Here is a 22,744-nt window from a genome sequence, read left to right as displayed (position 1 = left end):
CCATGACCCTCGCGATGCGCCCACCGACGTCGGCCTGTCCCGCCTGTTCCGCCGCACCTGCGGCCGAGGCTTTGGCCGAAGCGGCCGTGCCCAAAGACGTCAATATCGTCCTGTCTTTGCCATCGATCCACTGCGCCGCCTGTATTTCCGGCGTGGAACGGATCCTTGGCGCGACCGAGGGTGTCAAAGGCGCACGGGTAAACCTCACGCTTAAGCGGGCGCAGATCGAAGCGGCATCGGACGTGACGGCAGACGACCTGATCAGCGTGTTGGAGCGTGCCGGTTACGAGGCGCACGAGCTTGATACGACGGCGCTGCGGGCCACCGATACGGATAAGGCAGGTCGCGATCTGCTGATGCGCCTGGCGGTGTCGGGCTTTGCGGCAATGAACATCATGCTGCTGTCGGTCGCTGTGTGGTCGGGGGCCGATGGTCCGACACGGGACATGTTCCACTGGATTTCCGCAGCCATCGCCTTGCCCACCATCGCGTTTTCAGCACAACCGTTCTTCAAGCATGCGTGGACCGCGCTCAGGGCAGGGCGGCTTAACATGGATGTGCCGATCTCGCTGGCCATCGGTTTGGCGGTTGCGACATCGCTTTGGGAAACGTCGTTGTCTGGCGAACACGCCTATTTCGATGCGGCGATCACCTTGACGTTTTTCTTGCTGGCGGGGCGGTATCTGGACCACCGCACACGCTCTGCTGCACGATCTGCTGCCGAGGAGCTCGCCGCGCTGGAAGTGCCGCGTGTGTGGCGCGTGACAGATTCAGGCGAAGAACAAATCGCCATGTCTGCACTGGTCATTGGAGACCTGATCCGGGTGCGTCCCGGTGGTCGGATGCCCGTGGATGGTGAAATCGTCGAGGGCCAATCAGAGCTGGATCGATCGCTGCTGACGGGGGAAACCCGTCCAATCTATGCCGGCCCCGGTGCCACGGTGAGCGCAGGTGAGGTCAACTTGACCGGCCCACTGACCATCCGGGCCAATGCAGTTGGACGGGACACGTCATTGCATCGCATGGCCGATTTGGTCGCCATCGCTGAATCCGGTCGGTCGCGTTACACCTCGCTGGCAGACAAAGCGGCCAAGCTCTATGCGCCGGGGGTCCATATCCTTTCGGCTTTGGCATTCCTTGGCTGGTATTTCTACACCTTCGACCTGCGCACCGCGCTTAACATCGCGGCGGCGGTTCTGATCATCACATGTCCTTGTGCACTTGGGCTGGCGGTTCCAGCTGTCACCACAGCGGCATCCGGGCGCCTGTTCCGCAAGGGATTGCTGATCAAGGATGCAACTGCGTTGGAGCGGATGGCACAGGTGGACACAGTGGTGTTCGACAAGACCGGTACACTGACCGCTGGCACACCCGAGGTCGTTAACCTTGGCGATCACTCGCGCCGCGATCTTGGCATTACCCTCGCCTTGGCGGACGGGTCATCACATCCGTTGTCGCAATCTCTGGCCAAGGCCATCCGTAACATAGGGATCGCTCCGGCGAAGGTCACGAATATCACCGAGCGTCCGGGTCACGGCACCGAAGGTACATGGATGGGCGAGACGGTACGCCTTGGCCGCGGCAGTTGGGTTGGTGGCGGCGACAGCACCGAGACCTGTGCTTGGTTGCGCGTCGGAGACACTGTGGCCGATCCGTTCCGCTTTGCTGACCAGATCCGTGATGGGGTGGAAGCCTTGGTGGCACAGCTGATGGAAGACGGTTTTGAGGTCATCCTGATGTCGGGCGACACCACGCCTGCTGTGGAAGCGTTCGCGCACCGGATCGGCATCAGCAAATGGGTTGCTGAGGCGCTGCCGCATGACAAGGCCGCTAGGATTGCGCAGCTAACCGACAGTGGCAAACACGTGCTGATGGTTGGGGATGGTCTGAACGATACGGCTGCCTTGGCTGGGGCGCATGCGTCGATCTCTCCGGCCAGCGCATTGGATGCGGCACGTGTTGCGTCCGACGTGGTGCTGCTAGGCAAGTCGCTGGAGCCGATTGCCGATGCGCTGTCCACGTCACGCGTGGCCATCAAGCGCATTCGTCAGAATTTCACCATTGCGACGTGGTACAACATCATCGCTGTGCCATTGGCGGTGGCAGGTCTGTGTTCACCGTTGATCGCCGCCTTGGCGATGTCCAGCTCTTCGATTACGGTGTCGCTGAACGCCCTGCGCCTCAAATGAACCGGAGCCTTCGATGAACGTCCTGACCTATCTGATTCCTGTATCGCTGATCCTTGGTGGGATCGGGCTGGTGGCGTTTGTGTTCACGGTCCGGTCGCGACAATACGAAGACCCGGAAGGGGCTGCACAGCGTATCCTGTCAGACGACTACGACGACCACCCCAAAAGCTGATCCTTTGTGGGTCAGCTTGGCCCGATCATAAAGCACGTGACCTGTCGTGCCTGAAGTCTGCGGCATGCAAGGTCTGCTGAATCGCGGGTCAGGCCCATGAAGTTGGCATCAAAGCCGCGCGATCCGTTCACGACCTTGCGAAGGGAACCATCGAGAGTGGCCATTTCGGCAAGCGCGGTTTGTAGAAGCGCCTTTTCGGCAGCATGACGGCTGGAGAAGCGCCCGACATTGATGCCCCAATGCCGCCCGCCAGAGGTCGAGATGCGCGTGACGATTTCAGCCTCGCGCTTGGGCGCGGGGGCTGCTGGAGCAGCCTGTCGTGCCGTGGCTGATGCGAGAACCAGTGTTCTTGGCCGGACAACGGGTTTGACCGAAGCGCTGGGCGCGGCTTGCTCGGTGGACAAGGCCGCGTTTACCGTGGCCTCTGACACTGGGGTGGCTAAGGCAATCTGTGCTGAAGTGGCTGCCACGTCTTGCACTTCTGCTGTCTGGACGTCTTCGAGAACCGATTGAATGTCCTGTTTCAATTCAGCCACCAGCGCATCCGGCAGGATCGGTTCCGCCACCGGTCGTGCGGTTGGGCGCAGGCTTGTCTTCACTGCGGCGGCGACCACGCGAATGGATTTCGCCCGTGTGTTTGTTGACGGTGTTTGGCTGCGCGCGATCACAGTTTCGGTTGTAGCCGATGTGTCTGGGCCAAGGTACGGAGGTTTGCGCGGTGTACGCAGCGCCATGCGGCTAGGTGCCTTTTTGAACCCAAGGTCCATCAGCTTGGCCACCTGCGCATTGCGCGACGCGGTTGAGTTGCCGCCGAACACGGTCACGATGATCCGTTCGCCACCGCGTTCAGCGGATGCTGTGAGGTTGAAGCCGGCCGCGCGCGTGTAGCCGGTCTTGATCCCATCGGCCCCTGCATAGCTGTCCAGAAAGCGCCGGTTTGTGTGGGCGACAGTCTTGATCCCCGCATCCGTGCTGCGGCGCGAGAAAAGGTTGTAGTACTGGGGGTAGTCGTACAACACATGCCGCCCGAGAATCGTCATGTCCCGCGCGGTTGAAAGGTGCCCGGATTCGGTGAGACCATGCGCGTTCTTAAAGGTCGTCCGGGTCATGCCAATCGCTTTGGCGGTCCGGTTCATACGCCGAGCAAAAGCCGCTTCGGAACCGGAAATAGCTTCGGCCAGCGCTGTTGCCGCGTCATTGGCCGACTTGATTGCAGCGGCCCGCACAAGATAGCGCAATTGGATCGTGGAGCCTGCGCGCAAGCCAAGCTTTGACGGGGGTTCTGCCGCGGCTTTCTGAGAGATGCGAACTTTGGTGTCCATGCTGATCTCGCCGTTCTGAACAGCTTCGAAAACCACATAGAGCGTCATCATCTTGGTCAAAGAGGCTGGGTGAAGCCGTGTGTCTGCGTTGTCCGAATGGATAACTTCACCGTTTCGGGCATCCATCACCATCGCAGCATACGGTGCTGCCATGGCGCTCATCGGCACCAATATGGCCAACCAGATTGCAGTGATCACGTACAGGCCAATTCGGCCCGGCTTTCTACGCCGTCCCGTCACGATTTTCCGCCTTCTCTGCCTCAAGCTGCCGAATTTTTCCGGTCAGCATTATTATTGCGAAAATCGTAGCACAGGCGTGGAGGCCGATAAAGTCCTTATTTTTATATCTTTTTCGCGATTATGACCTGCGCGCCCCCAAGATGTTGGGGGAGGATTCAATCTGCCAACTAGGGCAGCCATTGTGGCAAGAATGTGGCGAACGCGATCAGCCGATATCTGCCACCAGCGATGGCAAATCACCCAGATCAGCAATCTCTCGGAAGCGTGGATTCTTTGGCGGTTCGGCTTTTTCGAGATCCCATTCAAGGTCATGTGGGACGAACACACCCCAACTTCCGGCCGCAACGGCGGGCAACACGTCTGACTTCATCGAGTTGCCGACCATCATTGCAGCTGCAACGCCTCCGGAATGACGTCCGAAAACGGTTTGATACGTCTCGACTGATTTTTCGGACACGATCGCCACATCATCAAAGAGCTCGCCCAGGCCGGATTGGGCGAGTTTGCGTTCCTGATGCAGCAGGTCGCCTTTGGTAATCAAAACCAGCCGGTGGCTTTGCGCGAGTGTCTCCACCGTCGTCTGAACATGCGGCAGCAATTCGATGGGATGGGCCAGCATATCTTGCCCGGCATCCAGAATATTGCGGATCACATGACCGGGAACTGCGCCTTCTGTCACATCGATTGCAGTTTCGATCATCGACAGCACAAAGCCTTTCACACCGAACCCATAGTGGCCGATATTGCGCCGCTCGGCCTGAATCAAACGGTCATGTAGTAAAGATTTGTCCGTGTAATCAGACAGTAACTCTTCGAACCGCTCTTGAGTGAGTTTGAAATACCGCTCGTTGTGCCACAGCGTATCGTCGGCATCGAACCCGATTGTTTGCAGCTTTCGCATCATAGCGGGGCACGCGCCTCTTTTCTCGAAGTCAGGACAGGTTATATAGAGCCATCAAGGATATGGAACCCGAGGTCCAGACCCAAGCATGAGACACCTGTCGGCCAAAATCACGTCGTCCCGCCCATTGGCCGGGCCACCGTCTAATGATGACAACGATACTGGGGTCGTCGTTGAGACGCGTGCCAAGACGAAACGTCCGCCGCTTTACAAGGTGATGTTGCTGAACGACGACTACACCCCGATGGAATTTGTGGTGCATGTGCTGGAACGCTTCTTTGGCATGACCCATGCGCAGGCGTTTGAGATCATGTTGACCGTCCACAAAAAGGGCGTTGCGGTTGTCGGTGTGTTCAGCCACGAAATCGCGGAAACCAAGGTGGGGCAGGTGATGGACTTTGCGCGTCGTCATCAGCATCCGCTGCAATGCACCATGGAAAAGGAATAACCGGGCCTCGGTTCCGGATCTCCCATGACATCAGCTCGATTAGACCACGCGCTTGAAACAGGCGCGCTAACCCTGTCCGAGGGTGCACGCATTGTTTTGCTGGAACCGGCGGTTGACGCTGATTTGTCCAGCCTTGCTGCGTTCGACATCTCTGTTCAGCAGAATTTCAAGCCGGCCTTCGATCAGTTCGAGGCAATGGGGCACGCTGTGACCACCGTTGCGCACGGCCCTGCAGATATCGTCCATGTCACGTTGCCGCGCAGCCGAGAACTTGCGCGGGGTTTGTTGGCACAGGCCGAAGCGATTGCGGGTCAGGGCCTTGTGATCGTGGATGGTGCCAAGACCGACGGCATCGACGCGATGCTGAAATTCGCCAAGAGCAAGGTCACAATCGAAGGCCAGATGTCCAAAGCGCATGGCAAGATATTCTGGTTCACAGCACGCAGCGCATTTCAAGAGTGCGCCTTGCCGGACCCTGCAGCAATCGCGTCGGGGTGGACCACCCAACCCGGTGTGTTCTCTGCGGATGGGCCTGACGACGGATCCCGGGCACTTGTCGAAGCGCTGCCAAAGGCGCTGAAAGGTCATGGCGCGGACCTTGGCGGAGGCTGGGGCTACTTGACCCGTCACCTTCTTGATCTGCCCGGTGTAATCCATGTCGATCTGGTCGAGGCGGACAGGCGTGCGCTGACCTGTGCCGAGAAGAACGTACATGACGATCGGGTCAGCTTTCATTGGGCGGACGCGACCACGTGGGGCAAAGCGGGTGCTCTGGATTGGGTTGTCATGAATCCCCCCTTCCACACCAGCCGCACGCCCGATGCGCAGTTGGGACAAGCGTTCATCCGGTCCGCCGCACGTTTGCTGCGTCCGAAGGGCACGCTCATTCTGGTGGCCAATCGACACCTACCTTATGAAACCACGCTCTCGGAGTGTTTTCAGCAGGTCGCGGAACTGGACGGCAACAACCGGTTCAAGATACTTCAGGCCGATCATCCAAGAACTTCGGAAAAACCCGGCCGCGCAAAACGGCGTTGAGGGAGCCTCAGAATGTCATTCTCCATCGAAGGCAAGACAGCCATTGTCACCGGCGCCGCAAATGGTGTTGGTCTCGCGATTGCGCGGCATTTCGTCGATCAGGGGGCAAATGTCATGTTTGCCGACATGGATGAGGCACGCCTGTCGCATGAATGCGGCGAGATCGTAGAAGAAGACGGCAACATCCGTTACTTCGCAGGTGATCTCCGTGAGCGTCTGACACTGGCCAACCTGCTATCCGCGACAATCGACGCATTCGACCGCGTTGATATTCTCGTGAATGGCAGTCGGCAGGTTTTGCCCTCCGACCCTCTTGATCTGGACGACTCCACATTGGAAGCTCTGATGCTGCAGAACGTGACCAACACGTTCCGTCTGTCGCAGATGGTGGCCAAGCGCATGATCAAGCAGGCAGCCGACAAAGAAGACGGTCAGGCCGGGGCCATCGTGAACCTGTCATCTATCGCGGCGCGGCGAACACAGCCTGAACTGCTTGGCTTCTCTGTTTCGATGGCGGCCCTTGACCAACTGACCCGATCACTGGCGGTGTGCCTGGCAGAACACCGGATTCGTGTGAATTCAGTCGCTCTGGGATCGGTGATGTCGGCCAGCCTTGCGCAAGCGCTCAAGGAACATGATGATTACCGAAAAGAGATCGAAAACAACACGCCCCTTGGCCGGATCGCAAGCCCTGCGGAACTGGCACAGGCGGTGCAGTTCCTCGCCTCGGAAAGCTCGGGATTCATCACCGGGCAAATCATGACCATCGACGGCGGCCGAACCTTGATCGACCCGGTCAGCGCCCCTGCACACTGACCGTTTTCGCCGCAGACCCAAGCCCTTGGAGCGGCTTGTGATTCTCGTGATGCATTGTACTGTCCCATCAGAAATATAGGACAGTGACATGACGGAAAACTTTGACACCGAAAAAGCGCGCGCCTCTGCGTGGTTTCGCGAATTGCGCGATCAGATCGTTGCCGCGTTCGAAGGACTGGAGGACAGCCACGACACCGGACCGCTAAGCGATGCCTCTCCGGGGCGGTTCGAAGTGACCGAAACCAAACGCCATTCCGACGACGGCTCAGATGCGGGCGGCGGTTTGATGAGCGTGATGCGCGGCGGTCGGGTGTTTGAAAAGATCGGCGTCAATGTCTCGTCCGTCTACGGCACTCTGGGTGAACGGGCGCAGCACGCGATGGCGGCACGCAAGGGCATTCCCGGCATGAAGGACGATCCGCGCTTCTGGGCGTCGGGCATCAGCCTTGTGGCGCATATGCAAAACCCGCACGCCCCGGCGGTGCACATGAACACCCGCATGTTCTGGACACCGCATGCGTGGTGGTTCGGCGGCGGTTCCGACCTCAACCCCTGCATCGAATACGCCGAGGATACCCAGCATTTCCACGACACCCAGAAAAAGCACCTCGATCCACATGGAGAGGCCTATTACCCGCGCCTTAAGGAATGGGCTGACGAATATTTCTATGTTCCGCACCGGGGGCGGGCGCGGGGTGTCGGTGGTATTTTCATGGACGACCACAACACAGGTGACTGGGAAACCGATTTCAGCCTGACACAGGATATCGGACGCGCGTTTCTGCCCGCCTACGTGCCATTGGTCGAAAAACGCCGCGTGCAGGACTGGTCGGACGCCGACAAGGACACGCAATTGGTCCATCGCGGGCTTTATGCTGAATACAACCTTGTCTATGACAGAGGCACCAAGTTCGGGCTTGAAACTGGGCATGACGCCAATGCCGTGCTGATGAGCCTGCCGCCTCTGGCCAAGTGGGTCTGATTTATTCTTGTGCCTCTGCGCTGCGGGCTTGATCCTGCGTAGAGGCATACGCATCTGCTAGTGGCCGGTCGCCGCGCTGCCGGATGGTCCGGCGCGCCAAGCCCCCGGCGTCCCGATAGGTTGGACGCCAGCCATGTCTCTTTTCGACATTGATATTTCTGCTCGTGCTCAGGCACGGTCCTCTATCGTTATTGCTGCCCAGCGTGAGGCGGTCTGGGCGCGGATCGCGGATCCCGAAACTTGGCCGGACTGGAACAGGGACGTCGAGTGGGTCGGTACGGTTGGGTGCGTGACAGTCGGCACCAGATTCGAATGGCGCGGCGGAGGAATGACCATCCGCAGCACCGTTCAGGCGTTGGACGCGCCAAACTTTATCGGTTGGACGGGTACGACAACGGTGATTTCTGCCCGCCATGTCTGGCACTTGACCGCCGATGGGGCGAACACGCGGGTAGAAACTGCGGAATCGTTTCGAGGGACATACGCAACGCTTCTGACGGGCCACGCAAAGCGCACAATTCAAAAAGCGCTGGAGCAGGGTTTGGCCGATCTGAAGTCCGAATGTGAAGGATGCCGCCCGCGTAGAGCTGCGTGAACGATGTCTGGGCCTAAGCGTCCCGCCACGTTCCCGGCGCGATGCCGTCCAGCGACCATTCGCCAACGGACCACCGCACCAAACGCAGGCAAGGCAGGTCGACATGAGCCGTCATCCGGCGCACTTGCCGGTTGCGGCCTTCGGTGATCGTCAGGCGCAGCCACGCGTCAGGCACCGTCTTGCGATAACGAACCGGAGGATCACGGTCCCACAGATCCGGCGGCATGATCTGTTCGACCTGCGCGGGTCGGGTCGGGCCATCCTTCAGGACCACGCCTCTACGCAACTGCTCAAGCTGATCGTCAGTTGGATGGCCTTCGACCTGCGCAAGATAGCTCTTGGGCGACCGGAACTTGGGATTGCTGATCTTGGCCTGCAATTTCCCGTTGTCGGTCAGCACCATAAGCCCTTCGCTGTCCCGGTCCAGTCGCCCCGCAGGATAGACGCCGGGCACGTCAATAAATTCGGACAAGGTGCGTCGCGTCGTGCCTTCGGTGCCTTTGTCGGTGAACTGCGACAGAACATCGAAGGGCTTGTTGAACAGAATGATACGGGTCACGAACCTGTCCCCCGTTTGGCGGCAAAAAAATCGACTAGCAATTGTTCGGCCTCCGACGCGCTCACACCGTCATAGACTTCGGGCAAATGATGACATTGCGGATGCGAGAACACCCGCGCGCCATGTGCAACGCCGCCTGACTTGCTGTCCTGCGCCCCATAATAAAGCCGCCGGATGCGGGCGTTTACGATCGCACCCGCGCACATCGGGCAGGGCTCCAATGTCACATAGAGATCGTGATCAGTCAGCCGTTCAACACCCAGCAGTGCACACGCATCGCGGATCGCCAGAAGCTCTGCATGGGCTGTGGGGTCATTCAACTCTCTTGTCCTATTGCCCGCCATAGAGACAACGGTTCCATCGGCTGCCACGACAACGGCACCAACGGGCACTTCGCCTCGGGCGGCGGCTTCGCGGGCTTGCTCCAGCGCCAGCGACATATTCGAACGGAACACCATGCCCCCGTCATAGACCGCGCAATCGGCTTTCCCAAGGGGCTGAATTGGACTAAGCCGCTGGTCATGACACAGAACCCGCCCCCCGGTGATCGCATCGCCAAAGTCATTGCCCGCGCTGGTCTTGCCAGCCGTCGCGAAGCCGAGCAGTTGATCCTGCAGGGGCGCGTGTCCGTAAATGGCAAAACCATCTCAAGCCCGGCTCTCAATGTCACCGCGTCTGACAAGGTGGTGGTCAACGGCAAGGTTGTCGGGACCCCGGATGAGCCGCGCCTCTGGCTGTATCACAAGCCGGTGGGGCTGGTGACGACGACCAAGGATGAACAGGGGCGGCCAACGATCTTCGACAAGCTGCCAGAGGAGATGCCCCGCGTCATGAGCGTTGGACGGCTCGACCTCAATTCCGAGGGCTTGTTGCTGCTGACCAATGATGGCGGGATCAAGCGCAAGCTGGAACTACCTTCGACCGGATGGCTTCGCAAATACCGCGCGCGCGTCAAGGGGCAGCCAAAGGACGAAAGCCTCGAGCCGCTGCGCAAGGGCATGGTCATCGACGGAGAGCGGTTTCAGCCGATGGCGGTGACACTGGATCGGCAGCAGGGCGCGAACGCTTGGCTGACCATCGGTCTGCGTGAAGGCAAGAATCGCGAAATTCGCCGTGCCCTGGCGGATATCGGTTTGACGGTGAATCGCCTGATCCGTATCTCCTATGGCCCGTTTCAACTTGGGCAGTTGAAGCCCGGAGAGGTCGAGGAACTGCGCCGTAAGGTCGTCCGCGACCAATTGGGATTGGAATCCCCTGATCCCGAGAACGCAGTTAAGTCTTTGAAAGGAAAGCCTGGTTTGGTGCGCAAAAAACCTCGCCCAACCAAGCCCAGAAAGACTCCCTGATCTTACCCTTTTGACGCCTATTTTCCGCCCGGTTTTCTGGCGACATAGGCGTCATGTTGATTACATTCATCACCTCCGCCGTGCTTGTGACCTCGGTCCTTCTGGTTCTGTCGAACCTCGGGACGGTTGCAGATGATACATCCAAAGCGCTCCGTGGCGCGATGCAACGCATTCGCAGCGAAGGTGCAATGGCATCTTGGGTTGCATTCTGCATCCTCTGGTTAACCATTTTTGCATTGGGGTTGTTGTGATGGAACTTCGGTCGATGCGCCTGTTCGACAACCAACGCAGCGCAGCCTTGGGCAAGGTCGCTCCGGCCGAAGATGTGCCGGTCGGGTTCATGGTACTGGCCACCTGTCCTCTGATTCTGTGGTTGCTTGATGGAACCGTCGCGGGGTTTGCATCGGCGATCCTGATCATTTCTCTATTCGCTGTTGGGCTAGTGTGCCTGTCTGTTGGGCAGAAAGCGCATATCGCCTATGACATGGCCGAAGTTGCCGCGCGTCCGCAGATCCCGTTCAAACTCATCGGCAGCACCATTGTGGCTTTGGTGGTGGGGCTTTTGGCAACCACCAAGATCATGGTCCCGGCCGTTCCGCTCGTGATCGCTTTGTCGACATTTATCCTGTGCCTGATTTCGTTCGGTCTCGACCCTATGCGCGACAAGGGAATGGACAATCCGGCGACGAAACTGCGGATCATCAATACCGGTATCTATCAAGAGTTCGAAGACCGCTGTGACGCTCTTCTTCAGGCCCTTGTGCCGTTACAAGACGACGATCTTTATGAACGCACCCGCGTTTTCATGAACACGATTATGGGGCTTTTGGGCACAATTGATGTTTCAACGCCAACCCTGCAGCGCATCGCGCCCTCGGTGACCAAGCTGCTCGACAAGCTTCAGAACGAAGTCGTCGCACTGGCCGACGCGCATGGCGGAAAAGTGACCCCCTTTCAACGCCGCAAGTTCCTGATCAAGATTCAGGCGCTGGTCGATACGTTTGAAACCCGCGCCCGCCAGCGTGGGATCGGACAGGGTCGGGACAATTTCGAACTTCAGACCGACCTCTTGTTCAATCGCATGAATCGCTACCGCGCCGCATGAGCGGAACTGCGCCGACTTCCCCCTAGTAAGCCATTGGCACATCCCCTAAGTTTCTTTCAACACTTGGGAAAGGGGGTCTCATGTCCGGTGCCGGCCTGCAGAAAGTCAGCTATGTCCTTCTGATCGTGCTCCTGTTCGGAGTGACCAGCGGTTGGCTTGGGGGACTCTGACATGGCTCAGCGCTATGGCGGCAAATACAGCCCGAACGAAGCAGCCTCTCAATCCGAAAAAGTTTCGCCGTCCGGTGCGTACAAAGGCGCAACCGTTGATCCGGTTGGAGCGCGCTCCAACGTTCTTTTCGTACCGCCCATCGTTCTTGCCGCGACGTCGATCAACGAGGGCGCTATCGGAATGGGGCTTGGGCTTGTAGGGGCGGGTGCCCTTCTGCTTGGCGCTTGGCTTTTGCGGGGCGGTCTGACAGCCGAGGCTGCCTATAACTCGCGCAAGGTTTCGCGCCGACCGGCATTCCCGCGCAAGATCGCGGCAGCGCTTCTGGCCGGTGTAGGTGTCAGCATTGCAGCGTTTGCCAATGAGCCAGGTCTAGTGGCCCCGATTATCTTCGGAGCGGCCGCAGCCGCGCTGCATTTGGGTGCATTCGGCATTGACCCTTTGAAGGACAAGGGGATGGAAGGGATCGACACCTTCCAGCAGGATCGCGTGGCCCGGGCCGTCGATGAGGCCGAAACCCATCTGGCCGCCATGCGCGATGCCATTACCCGGTCTGGTGACCGAGCCATGATCGCGCGTGTCGAACGGTTTCAGGCCACCGCAAAAGACCTATTCCGCACGGTCGAGGACGACCCCAGAGATCTCACATCCGCGCGCAAATACCTGAGCGTGTATCTGATCGGCGCCCGCGACGCGACGATCAAGTTCGCAGACGTCTATGCCCGGACGCAGGACGCGAAGGCGCGCATAGATTACGAATCCCTGTTGGATGATCTGGAACAAAATTTTTCGGCACGCACACGTAAGATGTTGCTGGACGATCGCTCCGATCTCACGGTCGAAATCGACGTTTTGCGCGACCGTTTGCAGCGTGAAGGTGTCCGAATTGATCGGGACATGAAATAGAGTAGAGAATGTTTTGTAGAGGAAATCTCGATGTCTGAAACAACCCGCGCCAAAGCCCAAGATACGCTTGCTCTGGTCGAAGAAGTGAATGCTGTGATTCTGCCGGAACCCAAAGCCGCGGACGCCATTGTGCCTTTGGCGCAAGCAGATCCCGCCCTCACCGAGGAAATCCGGTCGCGCATGGCGGAAATCGACATGACAGATACCCAGTCCATTGTGTCTTTCGGGTCCAACGCGCAGGCGGAATTGCAGGAAATCTCGCAAGCGATGCTGGCCGATGTGCGGAATAAGGACGTGGGTCCTGCCGGTGACAGTTTGCGGGGCATCGTCAGCACGATCCGCGGTTTCTCGGTGTCGGAACTGGATGTGCGCCGCGAACGCAGCTGGTGGGAAAAACTGCTAGGCCGTGCTGCACCGTTTGCGAAATTCACCGCGAAATTCGAAAAAGTGCAGGGTCAGATCGACAAGATCACTGATGACCTTCTCAAGCACGAGCACACGCTGCTCAAAGACATCAAGTCGCTTGACCTGCTTTATGACAAGACGCTCCAATTCTATGATGAACTGGCGCTTTACATCGCCGCTGGCGAAGAAAAGCTGCAGTCGATCGACAGTACCGACATTCCGGCGAAAGAGGCCGAGGTTCACGCCGCGCCCGAAAACGATCAGGTGATGAAAGCGCAGGAACTGCGCGACCTTCGCGCGGCACGCGATGATCTGGAACGCCGTGTGCATGACCTTAAGCTGACCCGTCAGGTGACAATGCAGTCGCTGCCGTCGATCCGGCTGGTGCAGGAAAACGACAAATCGCTGGTCACCAAGATCAACTCCACGCTGGTCAACACCGTGCCGCTTTGGGAAACTCAGTTGGCGCAGGCAGTCACCATCCAGCGTTCAGCTGAAGCGGCGGCAGCGGTGCGCGATGCCAATGACCTGACCAACGAGCTTTTGACATCCAACGCCAAGAACCTGCGCGAGAGCAACAAGCTGATCCGCGAGGAAATGGAACGCGGCGTTTTCGATATCGATGCGGTCAAACAGGCCAATGCTGATTTGATCGGCACGATTCAAGAGAGCCTGCAGATCGCGGACGAAGGCAAGGCCAAGCGCGCCGCTGCTGAAGCCGAGCTCAAAAAGATGGAAGCCGACCTGCGCGATACGCTCGCCTCGGCCAAGGCGCGCCGGGACGGTATTGGCGACACCACAGCTGCATCCATGCCGGACCAGTAAGATCGTGCAGCGGCGCTGGTCTCATATTCTGTGGTCCTGCGCCGCGCTTGCGGCCTTGTCGGCATGCGATGCCTTCATCACAGATGCCGTGCCTGCGGATACCAAGCCGCAGGCACGCCCCGAGCGCCCGCAATCCGACATCCCGGCCAAGACTGCCACTCCATCGGCACAAGCGATCGAGCTGCGCCGGTATTATGCGCGGGTGCAGGAAGACCTGCTGGCACAGGGTCTGCTCCGGACTGACGGGGGTGGCGTCGACACACCCTTCACCGATCAGATGCTGGCGCGGAATTTCGAACGCATCGCGCTGGCCGAGGAATACACGCGGGGTGCAGGCTTGCAGCCGTCCAGCGGAGATTTGGGCGATATCAAGAAATGGACGGTCCCGGTGCGCGTCGGTGTGACCTTCGGTAACAGTCTGTCAGCGGCAGATCAGGCCAAGGACCGCGATATCCTGTCGAGCTATACACGTCGGCTTTCGCGCGTGTCAGGTCACCCCATTTCGTTTGTTTCGTCGCAGCCCAATTTTCATGTTCTGGTCATGGGCCAAGACGACAAAGACCAATTGCGTGCCACGCTCGACAGCATCGCGCCAGGTATGGAAGCCTCGAGCCGAGCGATCTTTCTGAACCTGCCGCGTGCCATCCATTGCCTTGTCGTGGCTTTCTCCGACAGTAACGCAAGCAGCGCCTATCGTCAGGCGATTGCTTTGGTGCGGACGGAACACCCCGACCTCACCCGGCAGGCCTGCATCCATGAAGAACTCGCGCAGGGGCTTGGCCTTGCCAATGATGATCCCAATGCCCGGCCGTCGATTTTCAACGACGACGAGGAATTCGCGCTGCTCACAAACCATGACGAACTTCTTCTGAAAATCCTTTATGACCCTCGCCTGACCCCCGGCATGTCCGCGGACGAGGCACGCCCCATCGTGCAAAGCCTCGCCCAAGAGCTTGTCGATGGTGGACCAAGCTGACTGAACGGAGAGCCCCTATGCCGATTTTTGATTTCCTGAGTGGCCAATTCATCGACGTCATCCATTGGACGGATGACACCCGCGATACGATGGTCTGGAGGTTCGAGCGCGAGGGCCACGAGATCAAGTACGGGGCCAAGCTGACCGTGCGCGAAGGGCAGGCGGCGGTGTTCGTTCATGAAGGCCAACTGGCCGATGTGTTCACACCCGGTCTCTACATGCTCGAAACCAACAACATGCCCATTCTGACCTCGTTGCAGCACTGGGATCATGGCTTCCGCTCGCCGTTCAAATCCGAGATTTACTATGTGAACACCACACGGTTCCAGGATCTCAAATGGGGCACCAAGAACCCGATCATCTGCCGCGATCCCGAATTCGGCCCTGTGCGCCTGCGCGCGTTCGGCACCTATTCCGTGCGTGTGATCGATCCGGCGAAGTTCCTGATCGAAATCGTCGGCACGGACGGCGAATTCACCATGGACGAGATCAGTTATCAGATCCGAAACATCATCGTGCAGGAGTTTTCGCGCACCATCGCGCGCGCGGGCATTCCGGTGCTTGATATGGCCGCCAACACGCGCGAATTGGGCAAGCTTCTGGGCAAGGAAATCGCACCTATGCTGGCGGAATACGGGCTTGAGCTACCCGAACTCTATATCGAGAACATCTCGCTTCCTCCGGCTGTCGAAGAGGTTCTGGACAAGCGGTCATCGATGGGGGTCATCGGCAATCTGAACCAATACATGCAGTTTCAGGCGGCCGAAGCTTTGGGCAAAGACGGTGCCGGCGCTGCCGCTATTCAGGCGGGTCTGGGTGCCGGTCTTGGAATGCAGATCGGACACGCAGCAGCGCAGGCCGGTCCGTGGGGAGGCCCGCCGCAGGTGCAAAGCGCAGCCGTTCCCCCGGCGCGCCAGATGCCGCCCCCGCCGCCGGTCGAACATGTCTGGCACGTGGCCGAGAACGGCGAAACAAAGGGGCCTTTCTCCAAGGCCGCTTTGGGCCGTATGGCCAGCCAAGGCGGCCTGACGAGGGAAAGCTATGTCTGGACAGCTGGACAGGACGGTTGGAAAAAGGCCGAAGACGTGATGGAATTGGCGCAGCTCTTTACTGTCCTACCACCACCCCCGCCGGGCGCTTAAAACCTATGGGGAGTGCACCTTTATGCGGTCGGTTCGGTCGGATCGGCATTGCGCAAACCGGTTTTGGAATGGACCAAAGCAGGTCGCGCATTGTCGAAAAACTGGCATGACTCAGTCACCCGACCATGCCGCATCAATTTGCAGCCAGCTTCCATTTGACCACAGCGTTTTTCAGCGCATTCGAGGCTTCGTTGAACTCGTGGTCCAGCATTGCCAAAGCCGTGTCCTTTTGGCCTTGAGCCGCGATCTTGGCAACGCGGCCAGCGCATGTGTGGAACGCAGCATGCAGGTCGATGGTCTGGCGTGCCTCGGGTTGCGCCCGCACGTGGCTGGGCAAGCTGTCCAACCAGCGACCGAAATCGCAGACATGGCAATCCCCGGCGGTTTCGATCATCTCAGAACTGGTGCCTTTCTGGGCCGCCATCCGCAGCCGAAGCTTCCAAGTGCCATGAGCTCCGATAGCTTCGTTCAATTGCGTATAAAGGTCTGTAGGGGCCATGATGTATCCTTTTCATCCAATGTCCTTTGCGTGAACGACCTTTATCGCCGCATATTTAGACACTGAGACAATCTGGCATGTCAGAAACCCAATATCGCTTTCCCTGTGAAAACTGCGGCGCGGACCTTCGGTTCGATCCTGCGGGAGGGCGGATGCTTTGTGATCATTGCGGTGCGATCGAAGAGATTTCCCAGTCGGGGCCTTGGTCTGGTGGCTCCATCCGCGAAATTGATTTCAAGGCGGCAATTGCCGATCAACTTCCGTCGCAGGACATGGAAGAAACACGTGTCTCAAAATGTTCCAATTGCGCAGCCGAAGTGGAATTCGACCCCGGTGTTCACGCTGCTGAATGTCCATTCTGTGCGACACCTGTCGTCACCGACACCGGTCCCAGTCGCCACATCAAGCCGAAGGGTCTGCTGCCTTTTGCTTTGGATGAAAAGGATGCCCGAAAAGCCATGACCGATTGGCTGGGGCGGCTTTGGTTCGCGCCCAACGGATTGCAGGATTACGCCCGCAAGGGGCGGAAGATGACCGGGATATACGTGCCATATTGGACTTTCGACGCAGAGACGAAATCGTCCTATCGGGGCGAGCACGGCACTGTTTATTATGAAAATCAGAGGGTTGTGCGGAATGGAAAACCAGAAACCGTGCGCGTCGCCAAGGTGCGTTGGCGTCCGGCCTCGGGGCATGTCGCACGGTTCTTTGATGATGTTTTGGTCCTTGCATCACGCTCTTTGCCTAAGAAACACACTGATGCGCTGGAACCGTGGGATTTATCGGAACTTGAACCTTACCAGCCAGAATACCTCGCGGGGTTCCGGGCTGAGGCTTATGGTGTTGCGTTGGACGACGGGTATCACGAGGCGCGCGCCTATATGGACCGCATTATCGTGCGCGATGTGAAATTTGACATCGGCGGAGATCGCCAACGGGTCCATAATGTCGACACACGGGTGTCAGAAGTCACGTTCAAGCACGTTCTGCTTCCAGTCTGGCTTGCTGCGTACAAGTACCGCGGGAAAAGTTACCGGTTCGTTGTCAACGGGCGGACAGGTGCAGTGCAGGGCGAACGGCCTTGGTCCGGGTGGAAAATCGCCTTTGCCGTTATTCTTGGTCTGATCCTTGCGGCGGGCGTGGGATACGTCGCCGCGATGAGTCAGTGATCGTCAGACCAGCATCCCACCATCGGTATCATCTCCGGCCTCTTCCAGAAGCAGGCTCATATCGGGCACCACGATGTGGCGCTTGCCCTCAAGGTGGATGATCCCGTCTTTCTTGAGCGCGGACACCTGTCGCGACACGGTTTCGAGGGTCAGCCCAAGGTAATCCGCCATCGCTTCGCGTGTGAGGGGGAGGTCAAACGTGACCGGCCCGTCAAGCCCGCCCATGTTCAGAGTTGCATCGCGACGGGCGATAATCGACAGCAGAGATGCGATCTTTTCACGTGCGGTCTTGCGGCCCAAAACCAGCATCCATTCGCGCGCCGCATCCAGTTCGTCGAGTGTCATCTGAAGCAGCCGCTGTGCGATATGCGGTGTGCGTTCCATCAGGTCTTCGAACGGGCTTTTTCGGAAGCAGCACATGACCATGTCCGTGGTCGCCACAACGTCATAGGCCGCCGTCGCACGCCCCGGGCGGCCGACAAAATCGCTTGGCAGCAAAAGGCCAACCATTTGTGTGCGCCCATCTTCCATCGTCTGAGTCAGGGTCGCGATTCCGGACACGACGGACCCGACAAAATCCATCCGGTCTCCGGACCAGATGACGGTCTGTCCGGCCTCAAAGCGACGGTAGTACTTGATGTCTTCAAGATGCGCCAATTCGTCTGTTTCACACCGGGCGCAAACCGCGCGGTGGCGGATCGGACAATCGCTGCAATCCTGCGTGACGGAGAGATGATCTTCTTTCAACATGGCTTTCGTCTTGATCTGTATCAAAGTTGATTTGGTGTTTCTCTTCTAATGCTATGCACATGATAGCGAGAACACAACTTTCCCGATTGGGACTATTCGACGCGAAGGTACCTCGGTACACGAGTTATCCTACGTCGCCGCATTTCAAGAATGACGTGAAGCCGGGGGATTTCTCCGATTGGATCGAAGCGATCCCGGAAAGCTCCGAAATTTCGCTCTATCTGCATGTGCCGTTTTGTCGCCGTCTGTGCTGGTTTTGTGCCTGCCGGACGCAAGGAACGGCCAGCGGTGAGCCGGTCACGGCCTATGTGGAAACGCTCAAGGACGAACTGACCCTTCTAAAACGGCACCTGCCGCGCGGCGTTCGTCTGTCACGTCTGCACTGGGGCGGGGGCACGCCGACCCTCATGTCGCCAGAACATATGCGTGATCTGAACGCAGCAGTGCGTGAAGTGGCAGATTTTGCAGATAACTACGAATTCTCCGTCGAAATCGACCCGAACGAGATTGACGCAGGTCGTCTTGATGCCCTGTTCGAAGGCGGCATGAACCGCGCCTCGATCGGTGTGCAGGATTTTGATCCCGTCATTCAAAAGACCATTGGTCGCGAACAAAGTTTCGACACGACCAAACGGGCGGTCGACATGATCCGCGACCGGGGCATTCAAAGCCTGAACGCGGACATCCTTTACGGCTTGCCCGATCAGACCCGCAGCAAGATCGTCGATTCGGTGCAGAAGCTCTTGTCTCTCTCTCCGGACCGCGTCGCACTGTATGGCTATGCGCATGTGCCTTGGATGGCCAAGCGTCAGCAGATGATTCCCTCGGATGCGCTTCCGCGCCCGGACGAACGGCTCGATCTGTTCGAAACCGCCCGCAAGCTTTTTGTCTGGGACAATTACGAAGAGATCGGGATCGACCATTTCGCCACCCGCGAAGATGGTCTGTCCGTTGCGGCGCGAAAAGGCACGTTGCGCCGTAATTTCCAAGGCTACACCGACGACACGTCAGATGTCTTGGTCGGTTTGGGAGCGTCTTCGATCTCCAGATTTCCGCAGGGCTATGCGCAGAACGCACCTGCCACATCCGCATATACCAAGGCGATCCGCGCACATGAATTCTCGACCGTGCGTGGCCACAGCTTTACCCAACAGGACAAACTGCGCGCGCGCATGATCGAAATGCTGATGTGTGACTTCCGGGTCGACACGGCAGAGCTTGTGCGGGACTACAAAACAACCCAGGGCGAAGTGACGGATCTGCTCAGACGGACCAATTCAGAGTTCGAGAACCTGCTGGTTGTCGACAGTAACGGTCTTTACGTGCCCCCCGAAGCCCGTCCTCTCACTCGGATCATCGCCCGCAGTTTCGACGCCTACGACCTGTCCTCGGCTGGCCACAGTTCAGCGATTTAACTCGCCAGATCGAACGCAGCCGCCATAAGCGTCTTTGTGTAATCCGTCTGCGGATGGGTGAACACGTCTTCAGCAGTGCCGTATTCCACGACATCCCCTGCCTTCATCACGATGACCTTGTGTGACATCGCGCGGACCACCTTCAGATCGTGGCTGATGAATAGATACGCAAGGTCGTATTTCTTCTGAAGGTCGCGCAGCAGGTTCACGATCTGCACCTGAACCGTCATGTCCAGCGCTGATGTCGGCTCATCCAATACCACAAGTTTGGGTCGAAGAACCATCGCCCGCGCAATGGCGATGCGTTGACGCTGACCGCCGGAAAACTCATGCGGGTAGCGGTGCATTGTCGCCGGATCAAGACCGACTTCGGTCATCACTTCGGTGACCAACTCGCGGCTGGTGCGCCCATCTGGTGCCCCGTGTACCCCCAGTCCTTCGGCAATGATCTGTTCGCAAGTCATGCGCGGACTAAGGCTGCCATACGGGTCTTGGAATACGATCTGCATCTCGCTCCGCAGTCGCCGCAATTCGCGAGTTGACCAGTCGCGCACATTCTGGCCCCGGTATGTGATCCCGCCCTCGGACCCGATCAGCCGCATAATAGCCAGCGCCAGCGTCGTCTTGCCCGACCCGGATTCACCTACGATGCCTACAGTTTCACCAGCGCGTACAGCGATAGTTGCATCGTTGACGGCCTTCACATAGCCAACCGTGCGCTTCATGAAACCTTGCTGGATCGGGAACCAGATCTTGAGGTTGTCGGTCCGCGCGATCTCTTCCGCGCCCTCTTTGACCGGATCAGGGGAGCCTGTGGATTCCGCACTCAACAGCATCTGCGTATAAGGATGCTGCGGATTGCTGAAAATCTCGCGGGTTGGCCCTGACTCGACGATCTGCCCGTCCTTCATCACACAAACCCGATCAGCGATCTTGCGCACGATGCCAAGGTCATGGGTGATGAACAAAAGGCTCATATCCTCGGCGTCTTTAAGCTCGGCCAGCAATTGCAGAATCTGCGCCTGAATGGTCACGTCCAAAGCCGTCGTAGGTTCATCCGCAATCAGCAGTTCCGGCCCGTTCGCCAACGCCATCGCGATCATCACCCGTTGACGCTGACCACCGGATAACTGGTGCGGATAGGCGCCAAGGCGGCTTTCGGGGTCACGGATACCCACTTTGTTCAGCAGTTCGATAATCCGTGCCCGTGCCGCATCTCCGGCCAGACCTTGGTGCAGCGCCAGCGACTCGGCCAACTGCTTTTCCAGCGTGTGGAGTGGGTTGAGCGATGTCATCGGTTCCTGGAAAATGAAGCTGATGTCGTTGCCCCGGATGCGCCGTAACTGCGCATCATCAGCACCGACCATCTCTTCGCCATTATAAAGCACCGACCCATCGACCCTAGCGGAATCCCCCAAGAGAGACACCGTCGACAATGCGGTCACCGACTTGCCAGATCCCGATTCCCCGACCAAAGCCACGGTTTCGCCGCGCTCGATATGGAACGACACGCCCCGCACTGCTGGTACGGTCTGCCCATCCTGCCGGAAACCCACGGAGAGGTTTTTCACCTCGAGGATGCTGTTCATGTAAACGTCTTTCTCGGATCAAACGCGTCGCGCACGCCTTCGAAGATGAAGACCAGCAGTGACAGCATTAGGGCGAACACGAAGAACGCGGTAAAGCCCAGCCACGGCGCTTGGAGGTTCTGCTTGGCTTGCAAGGTCAATTCCCCCAACGATGGCGCCGACGATGGCAAGCCAAAGCCAAGGAAATCCAGACCCGCCAGCGTGCTGATAGTACCGGTCACGATAAAGGGCAGCATGGTTAAAGTCGCCACCATCGCGTTGGGCAGCATGTGCCGGAACATGATTGTCGTGTTCGAGACGCCAAGCGCCTTGGCCGCCCTTACATATTCAAGGTTACGCGCGCGCAGGAATTCGGCCCTGACCACGCCGACAAGGGCGGTCCAGCCGAACAGCACTGTCAAAAACACAAGGAGCCAGAAACTTCGCCCCAATATCGCGAACAAGATGATGATGATGTACAGCGATGGCGTCGACGACCAGATCTCGATGATCCGCTGAAAGATCAGGTCAAGCCAGCCGCCAAAATACCCCTGCAAAGCCCCTGCGACGATGCCCACAACGCTGGCCAGGACCGTGACGATCAGGGTGAAGAAGATCGATAGCCGAAAGCCATAGATGACCCGCGCCATCACATCGCGCTTGGTATCATCGGTGCCCAGCCAGTTCTGCTCGCTTGGGGGCAGGGGGGCGGCGCCGGGGCGGTCGACCGGGGTTTGATAATCATAGGGAATGGGCGGCCAGATCGACCAGCCTTTGTAGAAATCACCATCAAGAACGACGCCTTGATCGACTTGTTCGATCAGCCCTTCTGGATCGTCAAAGCATTCCTCAAGCCCGCCTGTACGGATGAGGCATTTCACTTCGGGATCGCGATATGCGGCCTCTGTCCTGAAATCGCCTCCGAATGCTGTCTCTGGGTAGAAGCTGAAGATCGGGGTGTAATACTCGCCGCGATACTGCACGAGGATCGGTTTGTCGTTGGCGATGAACTCGGCAAACAGCGACATGCCGAACAACACGCAGAAGATAATCAGCGACCAGAACGCGCGGCGATTGCGTTTGAAGTTGTTCCAGCGCCGTTGGTTCAACGGGGACAACGTGAACCGGCTGCGTACGGGGGCTACAGGCACCGCTGGGCTTGGTTCGGTTACGATATCGCGGTCGCTTGGTTCGGGATTGGCTGCCAT

The 22,744-nt window shown here is 58.5% G+C and carries 24 protein-coding genes; 16 read left to right on the top strand and 8 right to left on the bottom strand.

Features of this window, described 5'->3' with window-relative positions:
- Positions 1 to 2: 2 nt before the first annotated feature.
- Together ACK3EW_RS15925 and ccoS are read left to right on the top strand one after the other, a co-directional pair.
- Positions 3 to 2,189: a heavy metal translocating P-type ATPase gene (locus ACK3EW_RS15925; RefSeq protein ID WP_493806955.1), complete on the top strand. Its 2,187-nt coding sequence runs from the start codon at positions 3 to 5 to the stop codon at positions 2,187 to 2,189.
- A 13-nt stretch (positions 2,190 to 2,202) separates the two neighbouring features.
- Positions 2,203 to 2,361 (top strand): cbb3-type cytochrome oxidase assembly protein CcoS, encoded by a 159-nt coding sequence (gene ccoS, locus ACK3EW_RS15920; protein ID WP_439118374.1) that lies wholly within the window; start codon positions 2,203 to 2,205, stop codon positions 2,359 to 2,361.
- Between the two features lie 11 nt (positions 2,362 to 2,372).
- Here ccoS and ACK3EW_RS15915 read toward each other — a convergent pair whose 3' ends face one another.
- Complete coding sequence (locus tag ACK3EW_RS15915; RefSeq protein WP_439118375.1) at positions 2,373 to 3,923, bottom strand: D-alanyl-D-alanine carboxypeptidase family protein; 1,551 nt, start codon at positions 3,921 to 3,923, stop codon at positions 2,373 to 2,375.
- A 205-nt stretch (positions 3,924 to 4,128) separates the two neighbouring features.
- On the bottom strand, positions 4,129 to 4,827 hold the full coding sequence (locus tag ACK3EW_RS15910; protein WP_493806954.1) for an HAD family hydrolase: 699 nt from the start codon (positions 4,825 to 4,827) through the stop codon (positions 4,129 to 4,131).
- An 85-nt stretch (positions 4,828 to 4,912) separates the two neighbouring features.
- Between ACK3EW_RS15910 and clpS the strand changes: the two genes are divergently transcribed.
- The 5 genes from clpS to ACK3EW_RS15885 all read left to right on the top strand — a co-directional run bounded on the left by clpS (position 4,913) and on the right by ACK3EW_RS15885 (position 8,703).
- Positions 4,913 to 5,272, top strand: coding sequence for an ATP-dependent Clp protease adapter ClpS (gene clpS, locus ACK3EW_RS15905; RefSeq protein WP_085628329.1), 360 nt, complete (start codon positions 4,913 to 4,915; stop codon positions 5,270 to 5,272).
- A 24-nt stretch (positions 5,273 to 5,296) separates the two neighbouring features.
- Positions 5,297 to 6,310 carry a class I SAM-dependent methyltransferase gene (locus ACK3EW_RS15900; RefSeq protein ID WP_493806953.1) on the top strand — a complete coding sequence of 338 codons (1,014 nt, stop codon included), beginning with the start codon at positions 5,297 to 5,299 and terminating at the stop codon, positions 6,308 to 6,310.
- A 12-nt stretch (positions 6,311 to 6,322) separates the two neighbouring features.
- Positions 6,323 to 7,126 (top strand): SDR family NAD(P)-dependent oxidoreductase, encoded by an 804-nt coding sequence (locus tag ACK3EW_RS15895; RefSeq protein WP_493806952.1) that lies wholly within the window; start codon positions 6,323 to 6,325, stop codon positions 7,124 to 7,126.
- A gap of 88 nt (positions 7,127 to 7,214) precedes the next feature.
- Complete coding sequence (hemF, locus tag ACK3EW_RS15890) at positions 7,215 to 8,108, top strand: oxygen-dependent coproporphyrinogen oxidase (protein ID WP_493806951.1); 894 nt, start codon at positions 7,215 to 7,217, stop codon at positions 8,106 to 8,108.
- A 133-nt stretch (positions 8,109 to 8,241) separates the two neighbouring features.
- A complete protein-coding gene (locus tag ACK3EW_RS15885; RefSeq protein ID WP_493806950.1) occupies positions 8,242 to 8,703 on the top strand; it encodes an SRPBCC family protein in 462 nt (153 codons plus the stop codon).
- A 13-nt stretch (positions 8,704 to 8,716) separates the two neighbouring features.
- On the opposite strand, the gene ACK3EW_RS15880 is transcribed toward ACK3EW_RS15885, so the two are convergent.
- Complete coding sequence (locus ACK3EW_RS15880) at positions 8,717 to 9,262, bottom strand: pseudouridine synthase (RefSeq protein WP_493806949.1); 546 nt, start codon at positions 9,260 to 9,262, stop codon at positions 8,717 to 8,719.
- Positions 9,259 to 9,720 (bottom strand): nucleoside deaminase, encoded by a 462-nt coding sequence (locus ACK3EW_RS15875; RefSeq protein ID WP_493806948.1) that lies wholly within the window; start codon positions 9,718 to 9,720, stop codon positions 9,259 to 9,261. The genes ACK3EW_RS15880 and ACK3EW_RS15875 overlap by 4 nt, the downstream gene beginning before the upstream one ends.
- A 63-nt stretch (positions 9,721 to 9,783) precedes the next feature.
- On the opposite strand from ACK3EW_RS15875, the gene ACK3EW_RS15870 reads away from it, so the two are divergent.
- From ACK3EW_RS15870 to ACK3EW_RS15840, 7 genes are all read left to right on the top strand, one after another.
- Positions 9,784 to 10,608 carry a pseudouridine synthase gene (locus tag ACK3EW_RS15870; protein WP_493806947.1) on the top strand — a complete coding sequence of 275 codons (825 nt, stop codon included), beginning with the start codon at positions 9,784 to 9,786 and terminating at the stop codon, positions 10,606 to 10,608.
- Positions 10,609 to 10,661: 53 nt separating this feature from the next.
- Positions 10,662 to 10,859 (top strand): hypothetical protein, encoded by a 198-nt coding sequence (locus tag ACK3EW_RS15865; RefSeq protein ID WP_085628321.1) that lies wholly within the window; start codon positions 10,662 to 10,664, stop codon positions 10,857 to 10,859.
- Positions 10,859 to 11,713, top strand: coding sequence for a hypothetical protein (locus ACK3EW_RS15860; protein ID WP_493806946.1), 855 nt, complete (start codon positions 10,859 to 10,861; stop codon positions 11,711 to 11,713). Before ACK3EW_RS15865 ends, ACK3EW_RS15860 begins: the two co-directional genes overlap by 1 nt.
- 171 nt (positions 11,714 to 11,884) lie before the next feature.
- Entirely contained in the window at positions 11,885 to 12,787 is a 903-nt protein-coding gene (locus ACK3EW_RS15855) for a 5-bromo-4-chloroindolyl phosphate hydrolysis family protein (RefSeq protein WP_493806945.1), read from the top strand.
- Between the two features lie 30 nt (positions 12,788 to 12,817).
- Positions 12,818 to 14,017, top strand: coding sequence for a toxic anion resistance protein (locus ACK3EW_RS15850; protein WP_439118388.1), 1,200 nt, complete (start codon positions 12,818 to 12,820; stop codon positions 14,015 to 14,017).
- A 4-nt stretch (positions 14,018 to 14,021) separates the two neighbouring features.
- Entirely contained in the window at positions 14,022 to 14,993 is a 972-nt protein-coding gene (locus tag ACK3EW_RS15845) for a DUF2927 domain-containing protein (RefSeq protein WP_493806944.1), read from the top strand.
- A 17-nt stretch (positions 14,994 to 15,010) separates the two neighbouring features.
- A complete protein-coding gene (locus tag ACK3EW_RS15840; RefSeq protein WP_439118390.1) occupies positions 15,011 to 16,135 on the top strand; it encodes an SPFH domain-containing protein in 1,125 nt (374 codons plus the stop codon).
- 133 nt (positions 16,136 to 16,268) lie between these two features.
- On the opposite strand, the gene ACK3EW_RS15835 is transcribed toward ACK3EW_RS15840, so the two are convergent.
- Positions 16,269 to 16,634, bottom strand: coding sequence for a CZB domain-containing protein (locus tag ACK3EW_RS15835; RefSeq protein WP_493806943.1), 366 nt, complete (start codon positions 16,632 to 16,634; stop codon positions 16,269 to 16,271).
- A gap of 77 nt (positions 16,635 to 16,711) precedes the next feature.
- Here ACK3EW_RS15835 and ACK3EW_RS15830 point away from each other — a divergent pair, with 77 nt between their 5' ends.
- A complete protein-coding gene (locus ACK3EW_RS15830; RefSeq protein ID WP_493806942.1) occupies positions 16,712 to 17,803 on the top strand; it encodes a TFIIB-type zinc finger domain-containing protein in 1,092 nt (363 codons plus the stop codon).
- 3 nt (positions 17,804 to 17,806) lie between these two features.
- Here the strand turns inward: ACK3EW_RS15830 and fnrL are convergent, their stop codons facing one another.
- Complete coding sequence (gene fnrL, locus ACK3EW_RS15825; protein WP_493806941.1) at positions 17,807 to 18,553, bottom strand: transcriptional regulator FnrL; 747 nt, start codon at positions 18,551 to 18,553, stop codon at positions 17,807 to 17,809.
- Between the two features lie 59 nt (positions 18,554 to 18,612).
- Between fnrL and hemN the strand changes: the two genes are divergently transcribed.
- On the top strand, positions 18,613 to 19,968 hold the full coding sequence (gene hemN, locus ACK3EW_RS15820; RefSeq protein WP_493806940.1) for an oxygen-independent coproporphyrinogen III oxidase: 1,356 nt from the start codon (positions 18,613 to 18,615) through the stop codon (positions 19,966 to 19,968).
- Here hemN and ACK3EW_RS15815 read toward each other — a convergent pair.
- Both ACK3EW_RS15815 and ACK3EW_RS15810 read right to left on the bottom strand, forming a co-directional pair.
- Positions 19,965 to 21,557, bottom strand: coding sequence for an ABC transporter ATP-binding protein (locus ACK3EW_RS15815; RefSeq protein WP_493806939.1), 1,593 nt, complete (start codon positions 21,555 to 21,557; stop codon positions 19,965 to 19,967). The two genes, hemN and ACK3EW_RS15815, sit on opposite strands and share 4 nt — an antisense overlap.
- A complete protein-coding gene (locus ACK3EW_RS15810) occupies positions 21,554 to 22,744 on the bottom strand; it encodes an ABC transporter permease (RefSeq protein WP_439118396.1) in 1,191 nt (396 codons plus the stop codon). Before ACK3EW_RS15810 ends, ACK3EW_RS15815 begins: the two co-directional genes overlap by 4 nt.

This window comes from Marivita sp. NO-S04, from assembly GCF_059070475.1.
The sequence above is the reverse complement of the archived record's forward strand: the minus strand, read 5'-3'. Positions and strand labels throughout refer to the sequence as shown.